This is a genomic window from Nakamurella lactea DSM 19367, assembly GCF_000426645.1.
Lineage (GTDB): Bacteria > Actinomycetota > Actinomycetes > Mycobacteriales > Nakamurellaceae > Nakamurella > Nakamurella lactea.
In genome coordinates this window covers 16,685-35,907 of the sequence record NZ_AUFT01000007.1, presented here as the reverse complement: position 1 = coordinate 35,907, position 19,223 = coordinate 16,685, and the positions used below count along the sequence as shown (strand labels likewise).

Below are 19,223 nucleotides of genomic sequence, written 5' to 3'. Positions count from 1 at the left end.
CAACGGTTCACAGTGCATTCATCCGACCCGACTGAACTGGTCGATGTCCACAGACGTCCCCTACCCGACAGGACGACATCAATGAATTCCCGCATGATCACGGCGACCAGGTTCCGCCACCGCGGCATCGCGGCAGCGATCGGCCTCGCCACCCTCGTCTCCGGTGGCGTAGTCGCCGCCTCAGCCTCCGCCTACGCGGCGACCGGCGCGCCTTACGACATCCTGCTCGGCGTCGGCTCCGACGAGTCGTCCCGCAACCTCGCGTGGTACGTCCCCGGCGACGCCGACCAGCAGGTCGTTCTGCAGCAGACCAAGTCGCTCTCCGCGGGCGCGTTCACCCAGAAGGCAACGGTGATCGACGCCGTCGAGCAGCAGAACTGGGTCGGCACCACCACGGCCTACAACGCCAGGGCCACCCTCCCGAATCTGGCTCCGAACACCGAGTACAGCTACAAGGTCGGCTCCGCGGGTGCGTGGTCGCCGACCTACGCCTTCAAGACCGGTAACCGGGGGAAGGGTCAGCCGTTCTCGTTCCTGTTCTTCGGCGACCCGCAGATCGGTTCGTCGGGTGACGCCGTTGCCGACGGCAAGGGCTGGGCGGCGACCCTCGCCTACACGCAGCAGAACGATGCCGACGCCGAGATTCTGGTGTCCGGCGGAGACCAGGTGGAGAGCGCCAACAACGAGGACCACTGGAACAACTTCGCCGACAGCAGCGACGTGCTCAAGCGCGTCCCGTGGGCCTCGACCATCGGCAACCACGAGTCGGGTGGCCAGGCCATTCTGCAGCACAACTTCACCCCGAACACGTCGAACGACGCCGCTTTCTACCCCGGTGGCAACACGGCGACCGCTGCCGGCGGCGACTACTGGTACACGTACAAGGGTGTGCTGTTCGTGGACATCAACTCCAATGCCTACAACAGTGGTTCGGATCCGGCGCACGTGGCGTACATCAAGGATGTGATCGCCAACCACGGCGCCGGTACCAAGTGGACCGTGTTGGTCTACCACCACTCGATCTACTCGCCGGCGGCCCATGCGAACGACGGCGACAACAAGGTGCGCCGCCAGGACTTCACCACCGCGTTCTCCGAGATGGGCGTCGACCTGGTGCTGCAGGGCCACGACCACTCGTACTCGCGGAGCTACGAGATCAAGAACGGCACCAAGGCCAACGCTGCCGAGACCCCCGACCAGAACAAGGTCGACCTCGGTCCCGGTGGTGTGGTCTACGTGACCGCCAACTCGGCGTCCGGCTCGAAGTACTACGACCTGACCGCGCCGACCGACCCGACCTTCGGGCCGGATCCGCTCGACGACAGCACGGGCCGCAAGCGCCACTGGGCCAACGCTTCCGAGAACCAGGAGCACGTTCGCTCCTACGTTCGCGTCGACGTCAAGGCCAACAAGCTCGAGGTCAGCGGGATCCGTGCGGGCGATTGCGCGGACCTGGCCACCAACCCGGCCGTCGCCCGCAACAACGTGAAGTGGTGTGGCAGCCCGGAGAACACCACGATCGTCGATCCGGTCACCAGCAAGGTCACCGGTGTCGCGAACAACGTGCCGGTCTCGCCGATGGGTTCGCTGATCGATCGTCAGACCTACACGCAGCACGGCAAGTGACGGCCGCGCCCCCGCGGTGCTGATCGCCTGAACAACCGACGGGCCCGGAGTCGTTCGACTCCGGGCCCGTCGACGTGTCCACGCAGCTTGGCGCAGAACCGCCGCTGAACCCGTCCTTGCTGGTCACGAGGGTGCGGTCCGAGTGCCGGCCTTGCGCCAACGGTTCCCAGGTCCCGGTAACAACGATTAGCGGTTTCCGAGGCATGATTCGATATCGCCGTTGAAGCCCTTGGTGAACCAGGCGACCCGCTGATCCGACGATCCGTGGTCGGCCGATTTGGGCTGGCACACAGAGTGTCGCCCCGGTCGCGAGGCGCGATGGCTGCGTTCGTGTCAGACTTCCCGACGATGCACGAAAGTCGGCGCTCTCTGTCATCGAGGCTGCTTCGCGAACTGCGGGACTCGTGGCTCGGCGAAGTTCTCGATCTCTTGCGTGACGACGACACCGTCGTCGCAGCCGGGTTGGTCGGATCGCTGGGGCGCGGTGACGACGACGACTGGAGCGACATCGATCTGCTGATCGTGGTGCCCGATACTCAGGTCGCGAGGTTCGTCGATGCCCGTGAACTGCCTCGGGCTGACGATCTTCGGCTGAGTTTCGATGCCCGCCACAACGCACCCCGACATGCCGGCGCGGTCAGTGGGGAATACGTCATCGACGGTCTGCCGTTGTGGGTCGACTGGTACATCTACCCGGCATCCGAGGCAGGGTGGGCCACTGACGCTACGGTCGTTTTTGACCGACAGGGCCTGCCAGACTTGGCAGTAAGTTTCGCCGATCACCTGGCCGGCCGGGACATCCAGCCCGCGACAGTGAAGGCCCCCGATGAGCATGAGCGGCTGCGCGCTGCGCTCATTCCCATTGCCGCCAAACACGTTGTCCGGCGGTCGCCCCAGGCGGCGAAGCTGATGGAGTTCGTCGGCGGCCCGCCTGCACCGGAAGCCGCGGCAGCCGAACAGTTGGACGTGTTGCGGCAACTCCTCTTCCACTACAGCCATCGGCTGCCCGACGACCGTCGAACCGCGATAGCCAACTACCTCGATCTGGTCGGCCACGCACTGTCAGCCGGCGAACCGCAGTGAGTGCAGTCCGACCGCTGTGCCGCATGCTCACGTGGCCGGTGTTCTATTCCTGTCTGGTGGTGCTGATGGTCATCGCCGTCATCCACCTGGCGATACATCGTCAGGCCGTACAGAACCACCAAGGGCGACGGGGTGGCGCACCTGAGATCGACAAGGCGTCATAGCAGGTCTCCGGCGGAGGTGCAGGGCAGGTCAGGGAACCGGATACGGACAGCATCGCCAACGTAGGTCATGTCGTTGCGGTCCATGGCGATTGCCGCCCGCGCTTGGCGACCGAGTTCCGGGCGGATCCGTCCGACGGTGGCGGCCATGATGTGTAGCGCCGCGCGAGGAACGTGCCTGGGGGAGGTGCGATGCGCGCGGTTGCCCGCGACCATCCAGGCGAGCTGGTCGAGGGTGAGGTTGTCGGGTCCGCCGATCTCCAGCGTTTGACCCCGGGTCGTCTGGTCGGTGACGACGCGTTCGACGAGTGCGGCGACGTCACGCACGGAGACGAAGTTGATCGGGTTCTGTCCGCGCCCGAAGACCAGCGGTCTATGTGCCCGGCCCGCGGTTCGGCGCAGCAGGTCGATCCACAGCTCAAGGAAGGCGGTCGCCCGCACCACGGTGGCCGGCACCGCACTGGCGGTGAGCGCTACCTCCGCGGCATGTTTCATGCGGAACAACTCCATCGGGCTGTCCGATGCGGGGACGACGCCGGACATGAGCACGACATCGGCACCGGCAGCGCGGGCCACCTGGGTGAGGGTGATGTTGCCGTCCCGATCCACCGAGGCGGGGGAAATATGGCCGGGACCGGCGAACCCGTGCACTGCGGAGACCGCTGTCTGGACACCCGCAACTGCCGCCGCTGTGGTCGTTGGATCACGCACATCGCCGAGGACGATCTCGATGTTGTTGCCGGACAAGTGGGCAGCCCGGGCCGGGTCGCGGGTCATCACCCGGACCTGCACGCCACGAGAAGCGAGGTAGGTGACCACCAGCGTGCCCAGCCGGCCGGTGCCGCCGGCGACGAGCACCCGACTGCTCACGACGCTTCCGGCCTGATCTGTCGCCGGACTGCAGCGTCGATCCCATCGGTGGCCTCGTCGACCGGCTCCAGAAAGAAGCGTGCCGCGACGATGCGCCCTTCGCGCACCGTGAAGATGATGACGCCGCGCATCAGGTGCACCGAACCGTCCGGACGAGTGCCCTGGTGTTCCCACTCGGACCAGACCGTGTCGCCGTCAGCAAGGCAGCTGACGATCTTGGTCGACACGTCGGGAATCGCCGCCAGGATTTGCGTCCAGTTGCGGCGCACCCGATCGTTGCCGACGAAACCACGCGCGGGATGCGCCGGCGTCTCGTTGCGGTAGCCGCTCGCGAAACAGCTGACGATGCCGTCGATGTCGTGCGCGTTCGTGGAATCGCGCAGCCGCTGAATCACCCGGATCGGTGCTGCTGGTCGAACGGGCTCCGGCATGACGCCTCCGATCGAACTGGCCCGCGACGACAGGCCAGGTGCTTGCGTCTGGCCGCGGCGTCCCTCTAATCTGATCCAGTCAACTGGATTCGTTCTATGACTATGGAGTCAATTGTGGAGTCTGTCAAGCCCCGTCGATATGACGCCAGCCGTCGGCGCGAGCAAGCCGCACGGACCCGGGAAGCGATCATCGATGCCGCTCGGCGGCGATTCCTGCACGAGGGTTACGCCGCAACCACTATCGCATCGGTCGCCTCTGACGCCAGCGCGTCGACCGACACGATTTACAAGTCCTTCGGGGGCAAGGCCGGACTCTTGCGTGCGATGTGCCAAGACGCGCTGACCGGTGCCGGCCCGGTTCCGGCCGAGCAGCGCTCGGACGCGATGCAAGCTGCCGAAAGCGATCCTCGCCGAATCCTGCGCGGGCTCGGCTCGCTCACGACCGAGGTCGCACCGCGTATCGCCCCGCTGCTCCTGCTGCTGACCGCGGCCGCCGACACCGACCCCGCGCTGGCTCAGCTGGGCGCCGAGCTCGATGCCGCCCGGCTGGCCCGGATGATCCAGGTCGCCCAAACGGTCGCCGGCAAAACCCGTTTCCGGCCCGGTCTTTCGGTCCAGGAAGCCGGCGAGATCATGTGGGCCTACAGCTCACCCGAGCTCTACCGGCTACTCGTGGTCAATCGCGGTTGGCCACCGGAACGCTATGGGCAGTTCGTCGGCGATTCCCTCGTCGACGCGCTCCTCGGCCATGGGACCGTCGGAAACGGCGACCAGAAGCCAGCCTGACCGAGACTGCGAGTCAATATCCACGTGTGCGCCGTCGCAAGCCCACCCTGCCCGTCTCGCACTGCCATTGCGTGGCCATTCCCCGCAGGCTGGACACCAGCAAGTTCGTGAAGCTGCGCGCGCGTAGAGGAACCCCCGGACGTATGGTACTGCGAATGAATTCGGAAGTCGTTCTCGTCCGTCATGCGCGCTCAGTGCCGTCGAAGCCAGACGGCCCGAGCGAGTTCCAGCGGCCGTTGACGGCAGAGGGCAACCTGCAGGCACACGGGCTTGTTCGTGAGCTGTCCGCTCGGATTCCGACCACGGTCGTCTCGAGTCCGTACCTACGGGCGGTCCAGACTGTGCGGCCGCTGGCCCTGGCCCTCGGCCTCACCGTTGGAGTCGAACACGAACTGCGGGAATGGGATTCCGGAATCACACCCCACCCCGGATACGCCCAGGATTACGCCGAAAGCTGGGCAAGTCCGACGACGGCCCGATCCGGCGCAGAGAGTCTGCAGGACCTCACCGTTCGGGCCGTCGCCGTGCTGACCTTGTTGGCCGACGATCACCACGATCAGGTCGTAGTCGTCGGTAGTCATGGCACGTTCGTCGCCAGGGCCCTCGTCGGGTTCGGGGTTCCCGGTATTGATTGGGCGTTCTGCACGGCGATGCCCATGCCGGCGATCTTCCGAGTGCGGTTCGCCGAGGATCAGGTCACAGTGACCGGTGCGGGCCTTTAGGGATCGAAATGTGATTTCATCTCCCACATGGCCATTCGAGCGCTGGCGGACGACTCCACCTACCTGCTCAGCACCGCCCGATCAAGCTATGCGTTGGCCTTGGGTGGGCCAGGCACTCCGGTCCGTCACTTGCACTGGGGCGGACCGATCGACGAGGGTGATCTGGCAGTGCTGATCGCCGAGCCGCCGGTGACGACAGTTCCGTCGAGTACCTACCCGTCGCCACGGGCCGGTGCCGAAGAACTGGCCGTGCACGGCGGTGCCCGGCACGACGAAATCGCCGTGATGCTCCAGCTGCCTGACGGTGCGGTGGACCTGGAACTGGAGGTCAGTGACGTACAGGTCTCGGCGGACGAGCTGGAGATTGTCCTCGCGGACAGCAGCTACCCGGTCCGGCTGCACCTGCGGTACCGGGTCTACGCCGAGTACGACGTCATCGTCCGCGGGCTGACGATCGTCAACGACGGTGACGGGCCGGTACGACTGTTGCGCGGGGCGAGCGCCGGCTGGACGCCACCGCACCGGCCCCACTGGTTCCAGTCCGATCTCAGCGGAGCCTACGGCGCAGAGACCCAGCACAGCCGGCATCGCCTACCGCTCGGCAAACACGTCATCGAGTCGCGCGCCGGGATCCCCGGACACACTGCGCTGCCATGGCTCTCGCTCGATGCAGGGGCGTCGGAGGACAAGGGTGAGGTGTGGAGTCTGGCGATCGCCTGGAGCGGCTCCTGGAAGGCGACCACCCAGTTGGATCACGACCACAGCTTGACGGTGACCGCCGGCCTCAACGATCACGACCTGCGCACCGACATCCCCGCCGGAGGCCGCATCGAGCTGCCCGACATCGCCGGCCTCTACAGCCCCGACGGACACGATGCGACCAGCCGGAGCTGGCATCACTTCCAGCGCAACGTGGTGCTGCGTGATGCCGACCAGCCGCGGCCTGTTCTGTACAACTCCTGGGAAGCCACCTACTTCGACGTGACCGAGCAGCACCAGATCCGCCTGGCCGAACGGGCCGCCGAGGTCGGGGTCGAGCTGTTCGTCATCGACGACGGCTGGTTCCGGCCGGGATCCGAACACAACAACGGGCTGGGTGACTGGCACACCGACACCACCAAGTTCCCGAACGGCCTCCGCGGCCTGTCCGACGCTGTCCACGCGCTCGGGATGCGATTCGGGGTGTGGTTCGAACCCGAGATGGTCAATCCGGACGCCACCCTGTACCGCGAGCATCCGGACTGGATCTACCGATGGCCGAACCGGCCACCCTTGTTGGTGGGCAACAAGTTCGTCCTCGATTTCACCAGTGACGAGGTGCGGGACTGGGCGGTCGAGACCATCGGCCGGCACGTCGAGGAGGCCGGGATCGACTATCTCAAATGGGATATGAACCGGCCGCTGTATCAGGCGGCAACCGCGACCGGTGCCGGCTCGTGGATCGAGCACGCCCGCGGCGTCCACGAGGTGTGGCGCAGGCTCTCCGAGCGATTCCCCGATCTGCAACTGGAGTCCTGCGCCTCCGGCGGCGGCCGCGCCGACCTGGCGACCCTCGGCGCGGTGCACTGGGTCTGGCCCAGCGACAACACCGACGCCGTTGATCGGATCGGCATCCAGGACGGTTACACCCGGGCGAACCCGGCGTCGACGATGGCCTGCTGGGTGACCGACAGTCCGGGCGGGCTCAGCGATCGCAGCATTCCGCTGGAATTTCGCTTCCACGTGGCGATGACCGGTGTCCTTGGTCTGGGTGGCGACCTGGCGGCGTGGGACGGTCCGCAGCTGACGGCGGCACGCGCATTCGTCGAGCAGTACAAGGACATCCGTGATCTGGTCCAGCTCGGCCACCGATATCGGCTGCCGACCTCCGAGGACGAGACGTCAGCCGTGGGCTACGTATCTGCCGACGGCGACCGAGCAGCCGTCTTCGTCCTCGCGCCGACGGTGCATGCCCTGCGCCGCACGCAGTTCGTCCGCATCAACGGCCTGGAAGATGCTGGCCAGTACCGGATCGTCAGCGATCCCGATGCCGAACAACCGGCTCTACTGGCGTCCGGCGCACTTCTGCGCACCCGAGGGCTACGCGTGCAGTTGGCCGGCGACTACGCCAGCCGCCTGGTCGTCTTGGAACGCACGACGGACGCCGAGCGGCCCTGCACACCGGAGCCGTCCATCAGTCCGCGGGGCGTCGACGGATCGGGGGTGGACAAGTGAGCGGACATTCGGTCGACAGTCGTCCGGTGGCGGTGGTGACCGGAGCCGGCAACGGGATCGGCGCGGCCGTATGCCGGACACTGGCGTCAACGGGATGGGACCTGGTCGCCCTCGACCGCGACGGCGACGCACTTGACGCTCTTGCCGATCGGCTTCCGCCATCCGCGTCGATGCTGACCGCACGGGTCGACGTGACCGACGGCGGGCAGCTCGACGGCGCGATAGGTCGGGCTGTCGAACGGTTCGGCCGGATCGACGGTCTGGTGACATCTGCCGGGGTCAACGCCTATTTCGACGTGCTGGAGATGTCTGAAGACGAATGGGACTCGTTTTTCGCCGTCGACCTGAAGGCGATATGGCAGTGCTGCCGGGCAGTCCTGCCGCAGCTGCGACAAAGTACTGCCGGCTCGATCGTGACGATCTCCTCGCTCCATTCCCGGCTCACCATTCCCGGGATGTTTCCGTATGCCGCCGCCAAGGCCGGGGTGGAGGGACTGACTCGCAGTCTCGCTGTCGAGCTCGGGCCTGCTGGCATCCGGGTCAATGCCGTCGCGCCGGGGTGGACCCGCACCCAGTTGGTCGACGACTGGCTGGCCGGCCAACCGCATCCGGCCGCTGCGCTGGCCGAGGTGGCCTCGTCGATCCCGCTGGGGCGGATTGCTGAGCCCGACGAGGTGGCCGAGGTGGTGACTTTCCTGCTGGACCGGCGGTCCAGCGCGATCACCGGCGCGACGGTGGCGGTCGACTGCGGTTTGTCGGTGCAGTTCCACAGTCCCTGATCCCTGGGTCCACCGATCGGGCGGTGGGATCATCGTCCAGCCAACTCCGCGACGACGGGAGCGAGGGTCTCGGCGAACCTTGCGCCGAAAACGAAGTAGGAGAACCCGAGTTCGTCCCGTCGGCGCAGGATCTCCTCGGTGGCTGCCGACGGGTCGTCGGGCAGCGTCAGCAGCGAGCCCGCGGCCTGCAGGGCGGCCGTGTCGATGGTCGGGAGCGCCATGAACGGCGCGACTCCGTCGCCGACGACCGAGACGTGCAGCGCGAGTTCGACGTCTCGGTCGGCCCGGAACCCCCGGGCCAGCCCCTCGATGTCGCCGCGGGTGTCGTCGGGTGTCCCGACGAAGGTGACGGTGTCGGCGAACTCGGCGGCCAGCGCCTGCGCCTTCGGCCCGCGAACGGCCATCGCCACCGGCGTGTGCCGGTCGTCGCCGTCGAGCTCGCGCAGCGCGATCACGGTGTCCCGTATCCGGTCCAGCCGCTCGCCAGGTGAGAGTGCGGGCATCCCGAACTCGCGGGCCAGGTCGTTGATCCCGGGGCGCCCGGCGCCGATGCCCAGTTCGAAGCGACCCTCGGTGAGCACCGACAGCGAGTGTGCCTCCCACGCGGCGATCTTGGCGGTACGCAACGGCGAGGCGCACACCCAGGTGCCGACCCGCAGATCGGTGTCCGCGGCGGCCAGCGCCAGCGTCGGGGCGAATGCGGGCTGCATGTCGGGGACGTCGGGCATCAGCAGTGTGGAGAAGCCGCTGTCGGCGATGCGCCGCACCTGATCTCGCCAGCTGGGCAGGTCGGTCAGTACGGGGGTGACGACCCCGAATCGGATCGGACGTGTCATCTTCGGCTCCTCATGTCTGGCGGCGCAGCGAGCGCCGGGTCGGTGGTGGCGCCCGCTGGGCGGCCGCTCGCTCTGTCTACGAACGGCCCGGCCGCGATCCGACACTCTCACCGGTGGGGTTCCGGCGCCATCGCTGGCCGGAGGTCAACTCCCCGGTCGCAGATCGTCCCGCAACATCGCGCTTCACGGGTGAGATGGAGCGGATGGCGCCGTGTTAGCGTTGTCGCGATCGTGACCCATCGGCAGGAGGTGAGCCCCCCATGAACGCAGTATCCACAGTGGGCGGTCCCCCGCAGTCCACGATCGCGCGACTGAGTTAGTCGCCACCGGGAGCGCCACCACCGCATCCGCGAAAGGCGACTCCGATGAACACTTCACCTTCCTCAACTCCGCAATTCCCCCCTGCTCAATCCACCACCGGTGAACGCGCACTCGTCCTGGGCGGCGGCGGATCCACCGGCAACGCCTGGCTGATCGGCGTCGTCGCCGGCCTGTTCGATGCCGGGTTGGACGTCACCACAGCCGACTTGACCATCGGGACGTCGGCCGGCTCGACCACGGCCGCCCAACTGGCCGGCGCGACCCCGACCGAACTGCTTGCCGCGATCCTTGCCGCTACTCCCCGGCAACGGACTCCTACGGTGGGATCCGACCCCGGGCGTGCGCCGAGAAGCGCTGCGGTGAACCACTTGGAGCGAACGAACAAGATCATCGCCTCCGCGAAGGACGCACCCGACATGCGGCGCAGAATGGCCACGGCGGCACTCGAGTTGGATGCCGCGTCGGACGGCTCCTGGCACGCCCAGTGGCGCGCTACCGTCGCGGCCCGGCTGCCCAGCCGGCGCTGGCCGGAGCGATCGGTGCTCATCACCGCGGTCGATGCCGAAACCGGTGAACCGGTGGTCTTCGACCGGCAGAGCGGAGTCGAGCTGGCGGATGCCGTCGCCGCCAGCTGTTCCAGCGGCCTGCCCTACCGGATCGGCGATCACCGATACATCGACGGCGGCTACCGGCGCAACGAGAATGCCGATCTGGCAACCGGTTACGGTCGGGTGCTGGTGGTCTCGCCGTTCGGCGGCCGATCACGGCATCCGCCGGAATGGGGCATGGCCCTCGCGACTCAGCTCGACGAACTGCGCGCGGGCGGCAGCAGGGCGGAGACGATCTTCCCGGACAGCAACTCCGAGCACATGTTCGGCGCCAATTCGATGAACCCGTCGCTGCGTCCGCCCGCTGCCCGAGCCGGTTACGAGCAGGGCACCGCCGTCGCCGAGCAGCTCATCGAGTTCTGGCGCTGACGCCGGCGGACCCGGAGGGCAGTGGCCGAGACTCACCGGGCGGCGACCGACCGGACCCAGGCGGTGATTTCGTCGTCAGCCTGGTTGACCCGTTCACCCTGGACGGCAAGACCCGGGCCGAGTACTGCGGTGGGTGCGGCGGCCGCGTAGATCGCCGGCGCTCGACCGAGCCCGCTCATGGCGTGCGTTGTCACCGGGTGGATGGTCTTACCGGCGAGGTCGACCGCTTCGACGAAGGTGGTCATGATCATCGGCGGCCGCACGTTCCAGATCGGCGAGGCCAGGATCACGACGCGGTACCCGATCAGGTCGGGCAGCGGGTTGGCGATCTCTGGCCTGGCACCAGCGTCCTGTTCCCGGACGTTGCGGGCGACGGTGTCGTCGTACCCGTTCGGGTACGGATCCGCGGCCTCGATTCGGTGGGTGTCGCATCCGATGCGCGCGGCGATCAGCTGGGCGAGAACTTCCGTGTTGCCCGTCTTGAGAGTGCGACGCTTGCCATACCAGTAGTTCTCGCCGGCCCGGGAGAAGTAGGCAAGCAAGACTCGACTCGCTGGCGCATCGCTCACCGCAGTGTCGCTCTCTGTCGATCCGGTCGTATCGGGCCGGCTGGGCGGACTGCTGGTGCAGGCGGCCAGGGTTGCCAGACCTGCCGCTCCGACGATGCGGAGCAGTGCACGCCGACTGGGTTCCTTTGGGTTCGGGGACGCGGGCGTCATTGGCTTCGGCGCCGGGCGGCCGGGGCAAGTTCGGCCTCGCCGTAGCTGTTGTCGTCCGGGTTGATGGTGACGCCAGGCGGTACGAGTTCGTCGATTCGGTCCAGGATGTCGGCGCTCAGGGTCACCTCGGCGCCGGAGAGTTGCGATTCGAGTTGCTCCATCGTGCGGGGTCCGATGATGGCGGAGGTGACGGCCGGATGGTTGATGACGAACGCGATGGCCAGGTCGATGAGCGTCATGCCCGCCTGCTCGGCCAACTCTGCCAGGCTTTCGACGATGTCGAGTTTGCGTTGGTTGGCTTCGGTGGTCATGTCGAAGCGCGCCTTCGGTCGGGCCGCCGAGGTCGGTGTTGCCGCATTGCCTTTGCGCCACCGGCCGGAGAGCCAGCCGCCGCCGAGTGGGCTGTAGGTGAGAGTGCCCATGCCGTGCCGGTGGGCGGTGGGCAGCACGTCTGCTTCGATGCCGCGCACCAGGATGGAGTACGGCGGCTGCTCGGTGACGAACCGCTCCGAGCGGCGGTCGCGGGCCGCCCATTGCGCTTCGACGATCTGGCTGGCGGCATAGGACGAGGACCCGAGGTAGCGGACCTTGCCCTGTCGCACGAGATCGGTAAGGGCGCCAAGGGTTTCTTCGACGTCGGTGTCCTGGCTGGGCCGGTGGACCTGGTAGAGGTCGATGTAGTCCGTTCCCAACCGCCGCAGCGAATTCTCGACCGACTGCATGATCCAGCGGCGCGAGCCGCCGCGGTGGTTCGGCTCGTCACCCATCGGCATGAAGAATTTGGTGGCCAGGACGACGTCGTCACGGCGCCCGGCGAGAGCCTTGCCGACGATCCGCTCGGATTCCCCGGCGGAGTAGACGTCCGCGGTGTCGACGAAGTTGACGCCGGCATCCAGCGCCCGGTGGATGATCCGGATCGAGTCGTCCTCGTCGGCGTTGCCCCACGGGCCGAACATCATGGTGCCCAGGCACAATGGGCTGACGGAGACGCCCGTACGTCCGAGGATTCGGTTCTGCATGGTCAATCCAACCTTTCGACTTTGTCAGTGAGCGGCTCGGCGTGGCCGGCCTCGGGACGGCTCCGCGAGCTTCGCTACGGCCTGATCATCACCTTGAGGGCCTCGCGGGCGTCCATCGCGGCATAGCCCTGCGGAGTGTCCTCCAGCGAGATGGTGCGATCGAAGACCTTGCCGGGGTTGACGGTGCCGTCGAGGACGGCCGGCAATAGTTGTTCGAGGTAGGCCCGCGCCGGTGCCGGGCCGCCGGTGAGGGTGGTGTTCTTGCTGAAGAACGACCAACCGATCGGACCGTTGTCGTACTGCGGGACCCCGACCCGGGCAATGGCACCGCCTGGTCGGACGATGCCGACGGCCTGTTCGTAGGCGGGCAGAAGGCCGACGGCCTCCAGCACCTTGCCGGCGCCGCCCTTGGTGAGCTCCAGGACGGTGTCGATGCCGTCCCGACCACGTTCGGCGACCACATCGGTAGCCCCGAACTCGCGGCCGAGATCGGTGCGGCTCTCGTGTCGGCCCATCAGAATGATGCGTTCGGCGCCGAGTTGCTTGGCCGACAGTACTGCCAGCAATCCGACCGCGCCGTCGCCGATGACCGCCACCGTGTCGCCGGCGACGACGCCCGCAGTGTGGGCGGCGTGCCATCCGGTGCCGTAGACGTCGGACAGGGTCAGCAGCGAGGCGAGCAGACTTTCGTCGGCGCTCGCCGGGTCGATGCCGGGCACCTTGACCAGGGTGCCGTCCGCCAGTGGCACCCGGGCGGCTTCCGCCTGGCAGCCGGCGGTGCCCAGTCGGGCGTCATTCCAGAAGCCGCCGTTGGCGCAGGCGGTCTGCAGTCCGGCGCGGCAGAATTCGCACACGCCACAGGAAATGGCGAACGGGGCGATGACGAAGTCCCCCTTCGTCAGGGTCGTCACCTCCGCACCGACCTCGGTGACGACACCGATGAGCTCGTGGCCGATGGACCTACCACCGGGTGTTTCGAGCGGGGAGTGGTACTGATGGAGGTCGCTGCCGCAGACGCAGGCGCGGGTGACCTGGACCAGGGCGTCCGTAGGTTCGACGATCTCGGGGTCGGGTGCGTCGGTGACTCGGATGTCGCCGGCGGCATAGATGAAGGTGGCGCGCATGGGAATTCCTTCTGTTGACGGTTCTGTCGGGCGTTGGCCGTCAGTTGGTGAGGTCGTTGACGGCGGCGAGGGCGTTGAGGGTGCGGGGATAGCCGATGAAGGGCACGAGCAGCGTCAGCACCGCCAGCAGCCGGTTGCGACCGTTGCCGACGTTCAGGTTTCCGTTGACGTGTCCGCGTAGTTGGGCGTCGGCTCCGCCGAGAGCGGCGAGCATCGCGAAAGTGAGCAGCTCCCGGGTGGCAAGCTCGAGCCCGTCGCGGGCGACCGTGTCGCCGAAGCAGTTGCCGGTCAGGTAGCGCTGGAAGTGTTTGCAGTCCTGCGGGGCGTCGGCGTGCATCTGCTCGACGCGACCGGCGCCCACGATGCGTCCCTGGACCTGTTTGCCGCGCTCCTGCCGGGTTCCGGGAGTACTGGTGGCCTGCCCGGGAAGCGGTAACCGGACGCCGGCGGGACCCAGGACGTCGTTCGCGGCGTGCAGGTAATCGAACACCCGCGCCAGGCCGACATAGGGCACAGCCTGGTAGACGAGCTCCTTGAGCTCGACCGGGCTGACTCCGGCGTTCGCGAGTCCGGCGGCGGCCAGCACCCGGAACTCGGCCAGCCCGCCGGCCGCGAGGACAGCGGCCAGCTGGACCAGCACACGGGTGCGCAGATCGACCGTGTCGTCCAGGTCCGCGGCGTCGGCGAGGACCTCGTCGAAGGCGAAGTTGTCGAAGTAGTCGATGAACTCAGGATCCGTCTCGGACAGCGTCGAATCCCGTTCGCCGAACAGTTGGTCGTGGTGCGCCTTCGCGGCATCGCTGCTCGTCATGGGTCAGACCTGCGCAGCTGTGTGGGCCGCGGTGTACTGCTGGTCGGTGACCGGTTCGAGCCAGGTGGTGGCTTCGCCCTCGCCGGCGGCGTCCAGGATCGCGAAGTGGCACATCATGTTGTCGGCGGTACCGCCGTGGAAGTGCTCCTCACCGGCCGGAGTCCATACGCTCTCTCCGGCGCGCAGCACTACGGTGTGCCCGTCCCGGGTGCCGACCAGCCCGACGCCGTCGGTGCACACGAGCAGCTGCCCGTTGGCGTGACGGTGCCAGTTGGTACGAGCGCCCGGGGTGAAGCGGACCAGCCCGACGGTCAGCCGGGAGGCACCGTCGCCGCCGAAGACCGGGTTCATCCAGACGTCGCCGGTGAAGTTCTTCGCCGGAGTCTTCACCGTCGGAGCGGTGGCGTTCTTGTTCATGTCTCTCCTAGAACGAAGTGGCCAGGCGGAGTCGAGTCGCTTACCTGAACCAGTCAAGCCTTCGCGACCCGCCCCGGGGAGGGTCTGCTCTTCCAGGTAACGCCAGTACGCCCTACGACGGCGCCGGAGTGCATAACGTGGAGCACATGGACAACCGGGAGCAGGTTCAGGAGTTCCTCAGCACTCGCCGTGCCCGGATCACCCCGGAGCAGGCGGGACTGCCGGCCTACGGCGGTCACCGGCGGGTGAAGGGGCTGCGCCGCGAGGAGGTGGCGCTGCTCGCCGGGGTCAGCGTGGACTACTACGTCCGGATGGAACGCGGCACGCTGGCCGGCGCCTCCGAGAGCGTGCTCGAGGGGGTCGCGCGGGCACTGCAGCTGGACGACGCCGAGCGCGAGCACCTGTACGACCTGGCGCGGGCGGCCGGCCCGGGGACGGTGCGCCGCCGCCGCAGCGCCCCGGTCGGCGTCACGGACAGCGTCCAGCAGGTGCTGGACGCGATGGTCGGGGTGCCCGCCTGGGTGCGCAACGCGCGGCACGACATGCTGGCCTCGAACCGGATGGCCCGGGCGCTCTATGCGCCGCTGCTGGCCGATCCGCGCAGGCCGGCGAACACCGCCAGGTTCATCTATCTGGATCCCGCGTCGCACGAGTTCTTCGTCGACTGGGAGCGTGCGGCCGACGACATCGCCGCGATGCTGCGGTCTGAGGCCGGTCGGCATCCGCACGATCCGCAGCTGGTCGAGCTGATCGGGGAACTGTCCACCCGCAGCGATGACTTCCGGGCCCGCTGGGCAGCCCACGACGTCCGTTTCCATCGCACCGGGCGCAAGAAGTTGCACCATCCGGTGGTCGGAGCCCTCGACCTGCAGTTCGAGGCGATGGAACTGCCCTCGCACCCCGATCTGACGATGCTCGTCTACACCGCGGCGCAGGGCACAACGACCGCCGATGCGCTGTCGATGCTCGGCAGCTGGGCTGCCACCGATCAGGCCGAGAGCCGTTCTCCGGTAGGCATTTCCGGGTCTGACGCTGGCGCCGACTCCGAAAGGGAGCAAGCATGACCGCGTGGAATCCCGCCCTGGCCCGGGCGGTCACGTCGCCGGACGAGGTGCAGATCGTCACCCGCCGCCGGGACGGAAGCCTTCGCCGGCCACGGATCATCTGGATCGTCGGTGACGACGACCGGGTCTACGTCCGGTCCACCAATGGTCCCACCGCGGGATGGTTCCGGAGCGCGCTCGGCACCGGGACCGGTCAGCTGATCGCCGGCGGCGTCACCCACGAGATCAGGTTCACCTCGGCGGACGAGGACGACCGGGAACGGGCGGACGCGTTGTACCGCAGCAAGTACGGCAGGTACGCCTCGATCGTCGAACACCTGCTTGAGGACGGCCCGCGGGCCGCGACCCTCACCGTCGAACCCGCCTGACGGAGGACGTCACCCGGCCGACCCGCGCACCACCAGCACTACCCACGCAGACTCATCCAGATGCGGAGAACCCCATGACTACACCAACGATCACCCTGAACAACGGCGTCGAGATCCCGGCGATCGGCCTCGGCGTCTTTCAGACCCCACCGCAGGAGACGGCAGATGCCGTCGGTGCTGCGATCGCCACCGGCTACCGGCACGTCGACACTGCGGCGGCCTACGGGAACGAGCGCGAGGTCGGTGAGGCGATCCGGCGTTCCGGCATCGACCGGTCGGAGATGTTCATCGAAACGAAGGTGTGGATCTCCGACTATGGGTACGAACAGACGCTGCATGCGTTCGACAAGAGCGCCGGCAAACTCGGCGTCGAGCAGATCGATCTGCTCATCCTGCATCAGCCGCTACCCACTGCCTTCGACCGCACGATCAACGCCTATCGAGCCCTGGAGAAGCTGCTCGACGACGGCCGGGTCCGCGCGATCGGCGTCAGCAACTTCATGACCGAACACCTACAGCGCCTGCTCGAGGCCACCTCGATCGTGCCCGCGGTCAACCAGATCGAACTGCACCCCTACTTCACCCAACCCGAGGTGCAGGCCGCCGACGCGGAACATCGGATCCTCACCCAGGCATGGTCCCCGATCGGCGGGATCACCAGTTACCGCGGCGACGCAAATGCCGGCAGTACGTTCGACGACGAGACCATCACCGCGATCGGCGCCGGGTACGGCAAGACGGCGGCACAGGTCATGCTGCGCTGGCACCTTCAGCGCGGCCGCTCGGTGATTCCCAAATCGACGAAGCCCGCTCGGATCGCCGAGAACTTCGACGTCTTCGACTTCAACCTCACCGACGCCCAACTCGACGCACTGGACGCGCTGGACAAAGGCGTCCGCGGCGGCCCCGAACCTGGGGCCATCACGCTCGAAGCCTTCGGACGCGAGATCCCCGAGGCCTGACCAGCGGTAGGCGGCGGACGAGGACGTTCACTTCGGCGGGACAGCCTGTTGCGTCACGCCTCCGGGCGATTCGGGGTCCTCGCAGCTGCCGCGACCGCCGGGATCTGGTCGACCAGCATCCGGTAGACCCGGTCCAGTGCGGCGAGGTCCAGCGGCGGCACCGCGGCGGCGGCGCCGATCGCCACCAGATGTGGGATGAGCGCTGCGGTCCCAGCGGTCTCGGGGTCATCCACAATGTCGGTCCACGCCATGGTCAGGGCACTCAGCCGGGCCGCATCCACCCGGGCGATGATCGTCCGCGCGTCTTCGTCATGCAGTGCCCAGGCGCGCATCGCGGTCTCGATCCGTGGGTTGTACAGGTCGGCCAACTGATCGGCCAGCCGACGCAGCGTCTGCTCACCGGCGGTTTCGGAGGTGTCGGTCAACGGCTGGGTGACCTGCTGCTCATAGCGGGCCAACAGCGCCCGGCGGTAGTCGGCAATGCCCTGGAAGTGATGGTGGAACGAACCTTTGCTCACGCCCAGCCGGCCGGCAATTCGGTCGATGCGCACTCCTGGCAAGCCATGAGAGCCGAGCACTTCCAAGCCTTCGTCGACCCACTCGTCCCTGGTCGTCACACCCACTCACTCCTCACCGCTGCAGGACTCACGTGTCCATCCTGACGAGTGTCCTGCCCGGCGGCGGATTCCGGCCCAGGACGCGCGCTCACGGTTTCCGTCATCGCCATACCATACCGTATGGTACGGTGGCCGACATGATTGCAGTCGCTTCGTTGCCCGCGCCGATCTGGCCCGTGGTCGTGCTGGCCGTCATCAGCATCGGTGACGGGATCTTGTGCCTGCGCCCGGTCCCGTTCATCGCTGCGTGTTTCCGGGACGTCGGCTGGCCGCGCGAGTTCTGGTGGGTGGTTTCGCCGGTCAAGTTCCTCGCGGGTGCGGCGCTGATCGCCGGCATCTGGATTTCCTACCTGGGCACGGCGGCAACGTTCGCCCTGATCGCCTACTTCCTCATCGCGATCGCGATGCACATCCGGGCAAAGGACTTCGGACGCAACCTGTTCGTCAACGCCATCGGCATGCTCGTCATCTGCATCGCCGTAGCGGTGATCAGCTTCGTCGGCCTGCCGTAGTCGGTCAGCGCATCTTCATGTCGATGGTTCCAGCGGGCCAGTTCCGGGACTGACGGTTCTGGCTGCTGCGCCACAGCGAACGATCGGCGATGCGAGAGCGCCTCCCATGGACTGCACTACGGGCCGCACGACGGGGATACCCGGCTAGCGTCTGGATGATGACGACCCTGGAAGCTCTCGCCGAGCGAGGGATCTGGTCGATGGCACAGCGCCGGGCGGAACGTGCCTTCGACTTGGCGCCGCCGGCTCCGAGGGCTGGTCCCCGAGCGGGCCGACCAGTGACCGAGGACGGCTCGATACACGGGCCCAGTGACTTCCATGCGCACCCGTCGGCCCTGGTCTCGGCGAGGTCGAAGACTCGGACCCCCGCGGCCGTCGAATGAGCGATCGCCCCGAGGAACTGAGCGACCTGGTGATCGAGGTCGTCGACAGCATTCCGGCCGGGCGGGTGATGACGTTCGGCGCGATCGCCGACTATCTGGGCCGGGGTGGTCCGCGCGGAGTGGCCGGCGTGATGGCCAGGCACGGTCCGGAGGTTGCCTGGTGGCGGGTCGTGCGTGCCGACGGAACGTTGCCGCCCTACCTGATGTTCGACGCCCAACCGCACTGGCTGATCGAAGGCACCCCGATTCGACACGGAATCGTCGACGTCCGGCGGGCCCTTTGGCAGCCGGATGAGTAGCAGCGGTCGGCGCTGCGGCTTCGTCACCATCGATGCCGGCTCCAGTTCGCGATGGCCTGCAACATTCGCCCGATTGATACTCCCGTGCGCGGATGTCTGGTTGGTCGCGTAACGTCCCTCAT

The 19,223-nt window shown here is 67.4% G+C and carries 22 protein-coding genes; 12 read left to right on the top strand and 10 right to left on the bottom strand.

Annotation, left to right across the window (positions count from 1 at the left end):
* The first annotated feature begins 81 nt into the window (after positions 1–81).
* The gene (locus K340_RS28340) at positions 82–1,626 is read left to right on the top strand and encodes a purple acid phosphatase family protein (protein ID WP_084614177.1); all 1,545 of its coding nucleotides are present in this window, start codon (positions 82–84) and stop codon (positions 1,624–1,626) included.
* Positions 1,627–1,812: 186 nt separating this feature from the next.
* On the opposite strand, the gene K340_RS37485 is transcribed toward K340_RS28340, so the two are convergent.
* A complete protein-coding gene (locus K340_RS37485; protein ID WP_154674142.1) occupies positions 1,813–1,917 on the bottom strand; it encodes a neutral zinc metallopeptidase in 105 nt (34 codons plus the stop codon).
* Positions 1,918–1,944: 27 nt separating this feature from the next.
* On the opposite strand from K340_RS37485, the gene K340_RS0108085 reads away from it, so the two are divergent.
* Entirely contained in the window at positions 1,945–2,709 is a 765-nt protein-coding gene (locus K340_RS0108085) for a nucleotidyltransferase domain-containing protein (protein WP_029136347.1), read from the top strand.
* 158 nt (positions 2,710–2,867) lie between these two features.
* Here the strand turns inward: K340_RS0108085 and K340_RS0108075 are convergent, their stop codons facing one another.
* A complete protein-coding gene (locus K340_RS0108075; protein WP_029136346.1) occupies positions 2,868–3,740 on the bottom strand; it encodes an SDR family oxidoreductase in 873 nt (290 codons plus the stop codon).
* Positions 3,737–4,135, bottom strand: a complete 399-nt coding sequence (locus tag K340_RS0108070; protein ID WP_211229327.1) for a nuclear transport factor 2 family protein — start codon at positions 4,133–4,135, stop codon at positions 3,737–3,739. Before K340_RS0108070 ends, K340_RS0108075 begins: the two co-directional genes overlap by 4 nt.
* 150 nt (positions 4,136–4,285) lie before the next feature.
* On the opposite strand from K340_RS0108070, the gene K340_RS28335 reads away from it, so the two are divergent.
* From K340_RS28335 to K340_RS0108050, 4 genes are read left to right on the top strand one after another with little or no spacing between them, the layout of a single operon-like run.
* Positions 4,286–4,957, top strand: coding sequence for a TetR/AcrR family transcriptional regulator (locus K340_RS28335; protein WP_051265461.1), 672 nt, complete (start codon positions 4,286–4,288; stop codon positions 4,955–4,957).
* 26 nt (positions 4,958–4,983) lie between these two features.
* Complete coding sequence (locus K340_RS28330; protein ID WP_211229326.1) at positions 4,984–5,679, top strand: histidine phosphatase family protein; 696 nt, start codon at positions 4,984–4,986, stop codon at positions 5,677–5,679.
* Positions 5,680–5,706: 27 nt separating this feature from the next.
* Positions 5,707–7,893, top strand: a complete 2,187-nt coding sequence (locus K340_RS28325) for an alpha-galactosidase (RefSeq protein ID WP_051265457.1) — start codon at positions 5,707–5,709, stop codon at positions 7,891–7,893.
* On the top strand, positions 7,890–8,672 hold the full coding sequence (locus K340_RS0108050) for an SDR family NAD(P)-dependent oxidoreductase (RefSeq protein WP_029136344.1): 783 nt from the start codon (positions 7,890–7,892) through the stop codon (positions 8,670–8,672). The genes K340_RS28325 and K340_RS0108050 overlap by 4 nt, the downstream gene beginning before the upstream one ends.
* Positions 8,673–8,701: 29 nt before the next feature.
* On the opposite strand, the gene K340_RS0108045 is transcribed toward K340_RS0108050, so the two are convergent.
* Positions 8,702–9,508: an LLM class flavin-dependent oxidoreductase gene (locus tag K340_RS0108045; protein WP_029136343.1), complete on the bottom strand. Its 807-nt coding sequence runs from the start codon at positions 9,506–9,508 to the stop codon at positions 8,702–8,704.
* A gap of 365 nt (positions 9,509–9,873) precedes the next feature.
* On the opposite strand from K340_RS0108045, the gene K340_RS0108040 reads away from it, so the two are divergent.
* Positions 9,874–10,806: a patatin-like phospholipase family protein gene (locus K340_RS0108040; RefSeq protein WP_029136342.1), complete on the top strand. Its 933-nt coding sequence runs from the start codon at positions 9,874–9,876 to the stop codon at positions 10,804–10,806.
* Between the two features lie 32 nt (positions 10,807–10,838).
* Here the strand turns inward: K340_RS0108040 and K340_RS0108035 are convergent, their stop codons facing one another.
* The 5 genes from K340_RS0108035 to K340_RS28320 form a co-directional block, all read right to left on the bottom strand.
* Entirely contained in the window at positions 10,839–11,375 is a 537-nt protein-coding gene (locus tag K340_RS0108035) for a flavodoxin (protein ID WP_051265455.1), read from the bottom strand.
* Between the two features lie 146 nt (positions 11,376–11,521).
* The gene (locus K340_RS0108030; RefSeq protein WP_029136340.1) at positions 11,522–12,544 is read right to left on the bottom strand and encodes an aldo/keto reductase; all 1,023 of its coding nucleotides are present in this window, start codon (positions 12,542–12,544) and stop codon (positions 11,522–11,524) included.
* Positions 12,545–12,618: 74 nt separating this feature from the next.
* A complete protein-coding gene (locus K340_RS0108025) occupies positions 12,619–13,668 on the bottom strand; it encodes an alcohol dehydrogenase catalytic domain-containing protein (protein ID WP_029136339.1) in 1,050 nt (349 codons plus the stop codon).
* A gap of 40 nt (positions 13,669–13,708) precedes the next feature.
* Entirely contained in the window at positions 13,709–14,479 is a 771-nt protein-coding gene (locus K340_RS0108020) for a carboxymuconolactone decarboxylase family protein (protein ID WP_029136338.1), read from the bottom strand.
* 3 nt (positions 14,480–14,482) lie between these two features.
* Positions 14,483–14,896, bottom strand: coding sequence for a (R)-mandelonitrile lyase (locus K340_RS28320; RefSeq protein ID WP_037363528.1), 414 nt, complete (start codon positions 14,894–14,896; stop codon positions 14,483–14,485).
* 146 nt (positions 14,897–15,042) lie between these two features.
* Here K340_RS28320 and K340_RS28315 point away from each other — a divergent pair, with 146 nt between their 5' ends.
* The 3 genes from K340_RS28315 to K340_RS0107995 all read left to right on the top strand — a co-directional run bounded on the left by K340_RS28315 (position 15,043) and on the right by K340_RS0107995 (position 17,290).
* Positions 15,043–15,960, top strand: coding sequence for a helix-turn-helix transcriptional regulator (locus K340_RS28315; protein ID WP_051265453.1), 918 nt, complete (start codon positions 15,043–15,045; stop codon positions 15,958–15,960).
* Complete coding sequence (locus tag K340_RS0108000) at positions 15,957–16,328, top strand: DUF2255 family protein (RefSeq protein WP_029136337.1); 372 nt, start codon at positions 15,957–15,959, stop codon at positions 16,326–16,328. Before K340_RS28315 ends, K340_RS0108000 begins: the two co-directional genes overlap by 4 nt.
* A 74-nt stretch (positions 16,329–16,402) precedes the next feature.
* Positions 16,403–17,290: an aldo/keto reductase gene (locus K340_RS0107995; protein WP_029136336.1), complete on the top strand. Its 888-nt coding sequence runs from the start codon at positions 16,403–16,405 to the stop codon at positions 17,288–17,290.
* Positions 17,291–17,343: 53 nt separating this feature from the next.
* Here the strand turns inward: K340_RS0107995 and K340_RS28310 are convergent, their stop codons facing one another.
* On the bottom strand, positions 17,344–17,907 hold the full coding sequence (locus tag K340_RS28310) for a TetR/AcrR family transcriptional regulator (protein ID WP_161632073.1): 564 nt from the start codon (positions 17,905–17,907) through the stop codon (positions 17,344–17,346).
* A gap of 32 nt (positions 17,908–17,939) precedes the next feature.
* Between K340_RS28310 and K340_RS0107985 the strand changes: the two genes are divergently transcribed.
* A complete protein-coding gene (locus K340_RS0107985) occupies positions 17,940–18,419 on the top strand; it encodes a DoxX family protein (protein ID WP_211229325.1) in 480 nt (159 codons plus the stop codon).
* Positions 18,420–18,798: 379 nt separating this feature from the next.
* Positions 18,799–19,101 (top strand): MGMT family protein, encoded by a 303-nt coding sequence (locus tag K340_RS0107980; protein WP_029136334.1) that lies wholly within the window; start codon positions 18,799–18,801, stop codon positions 19,099–19,101.
* Positions 19,102–19,223: the final 122 nt, after the last annotated feature.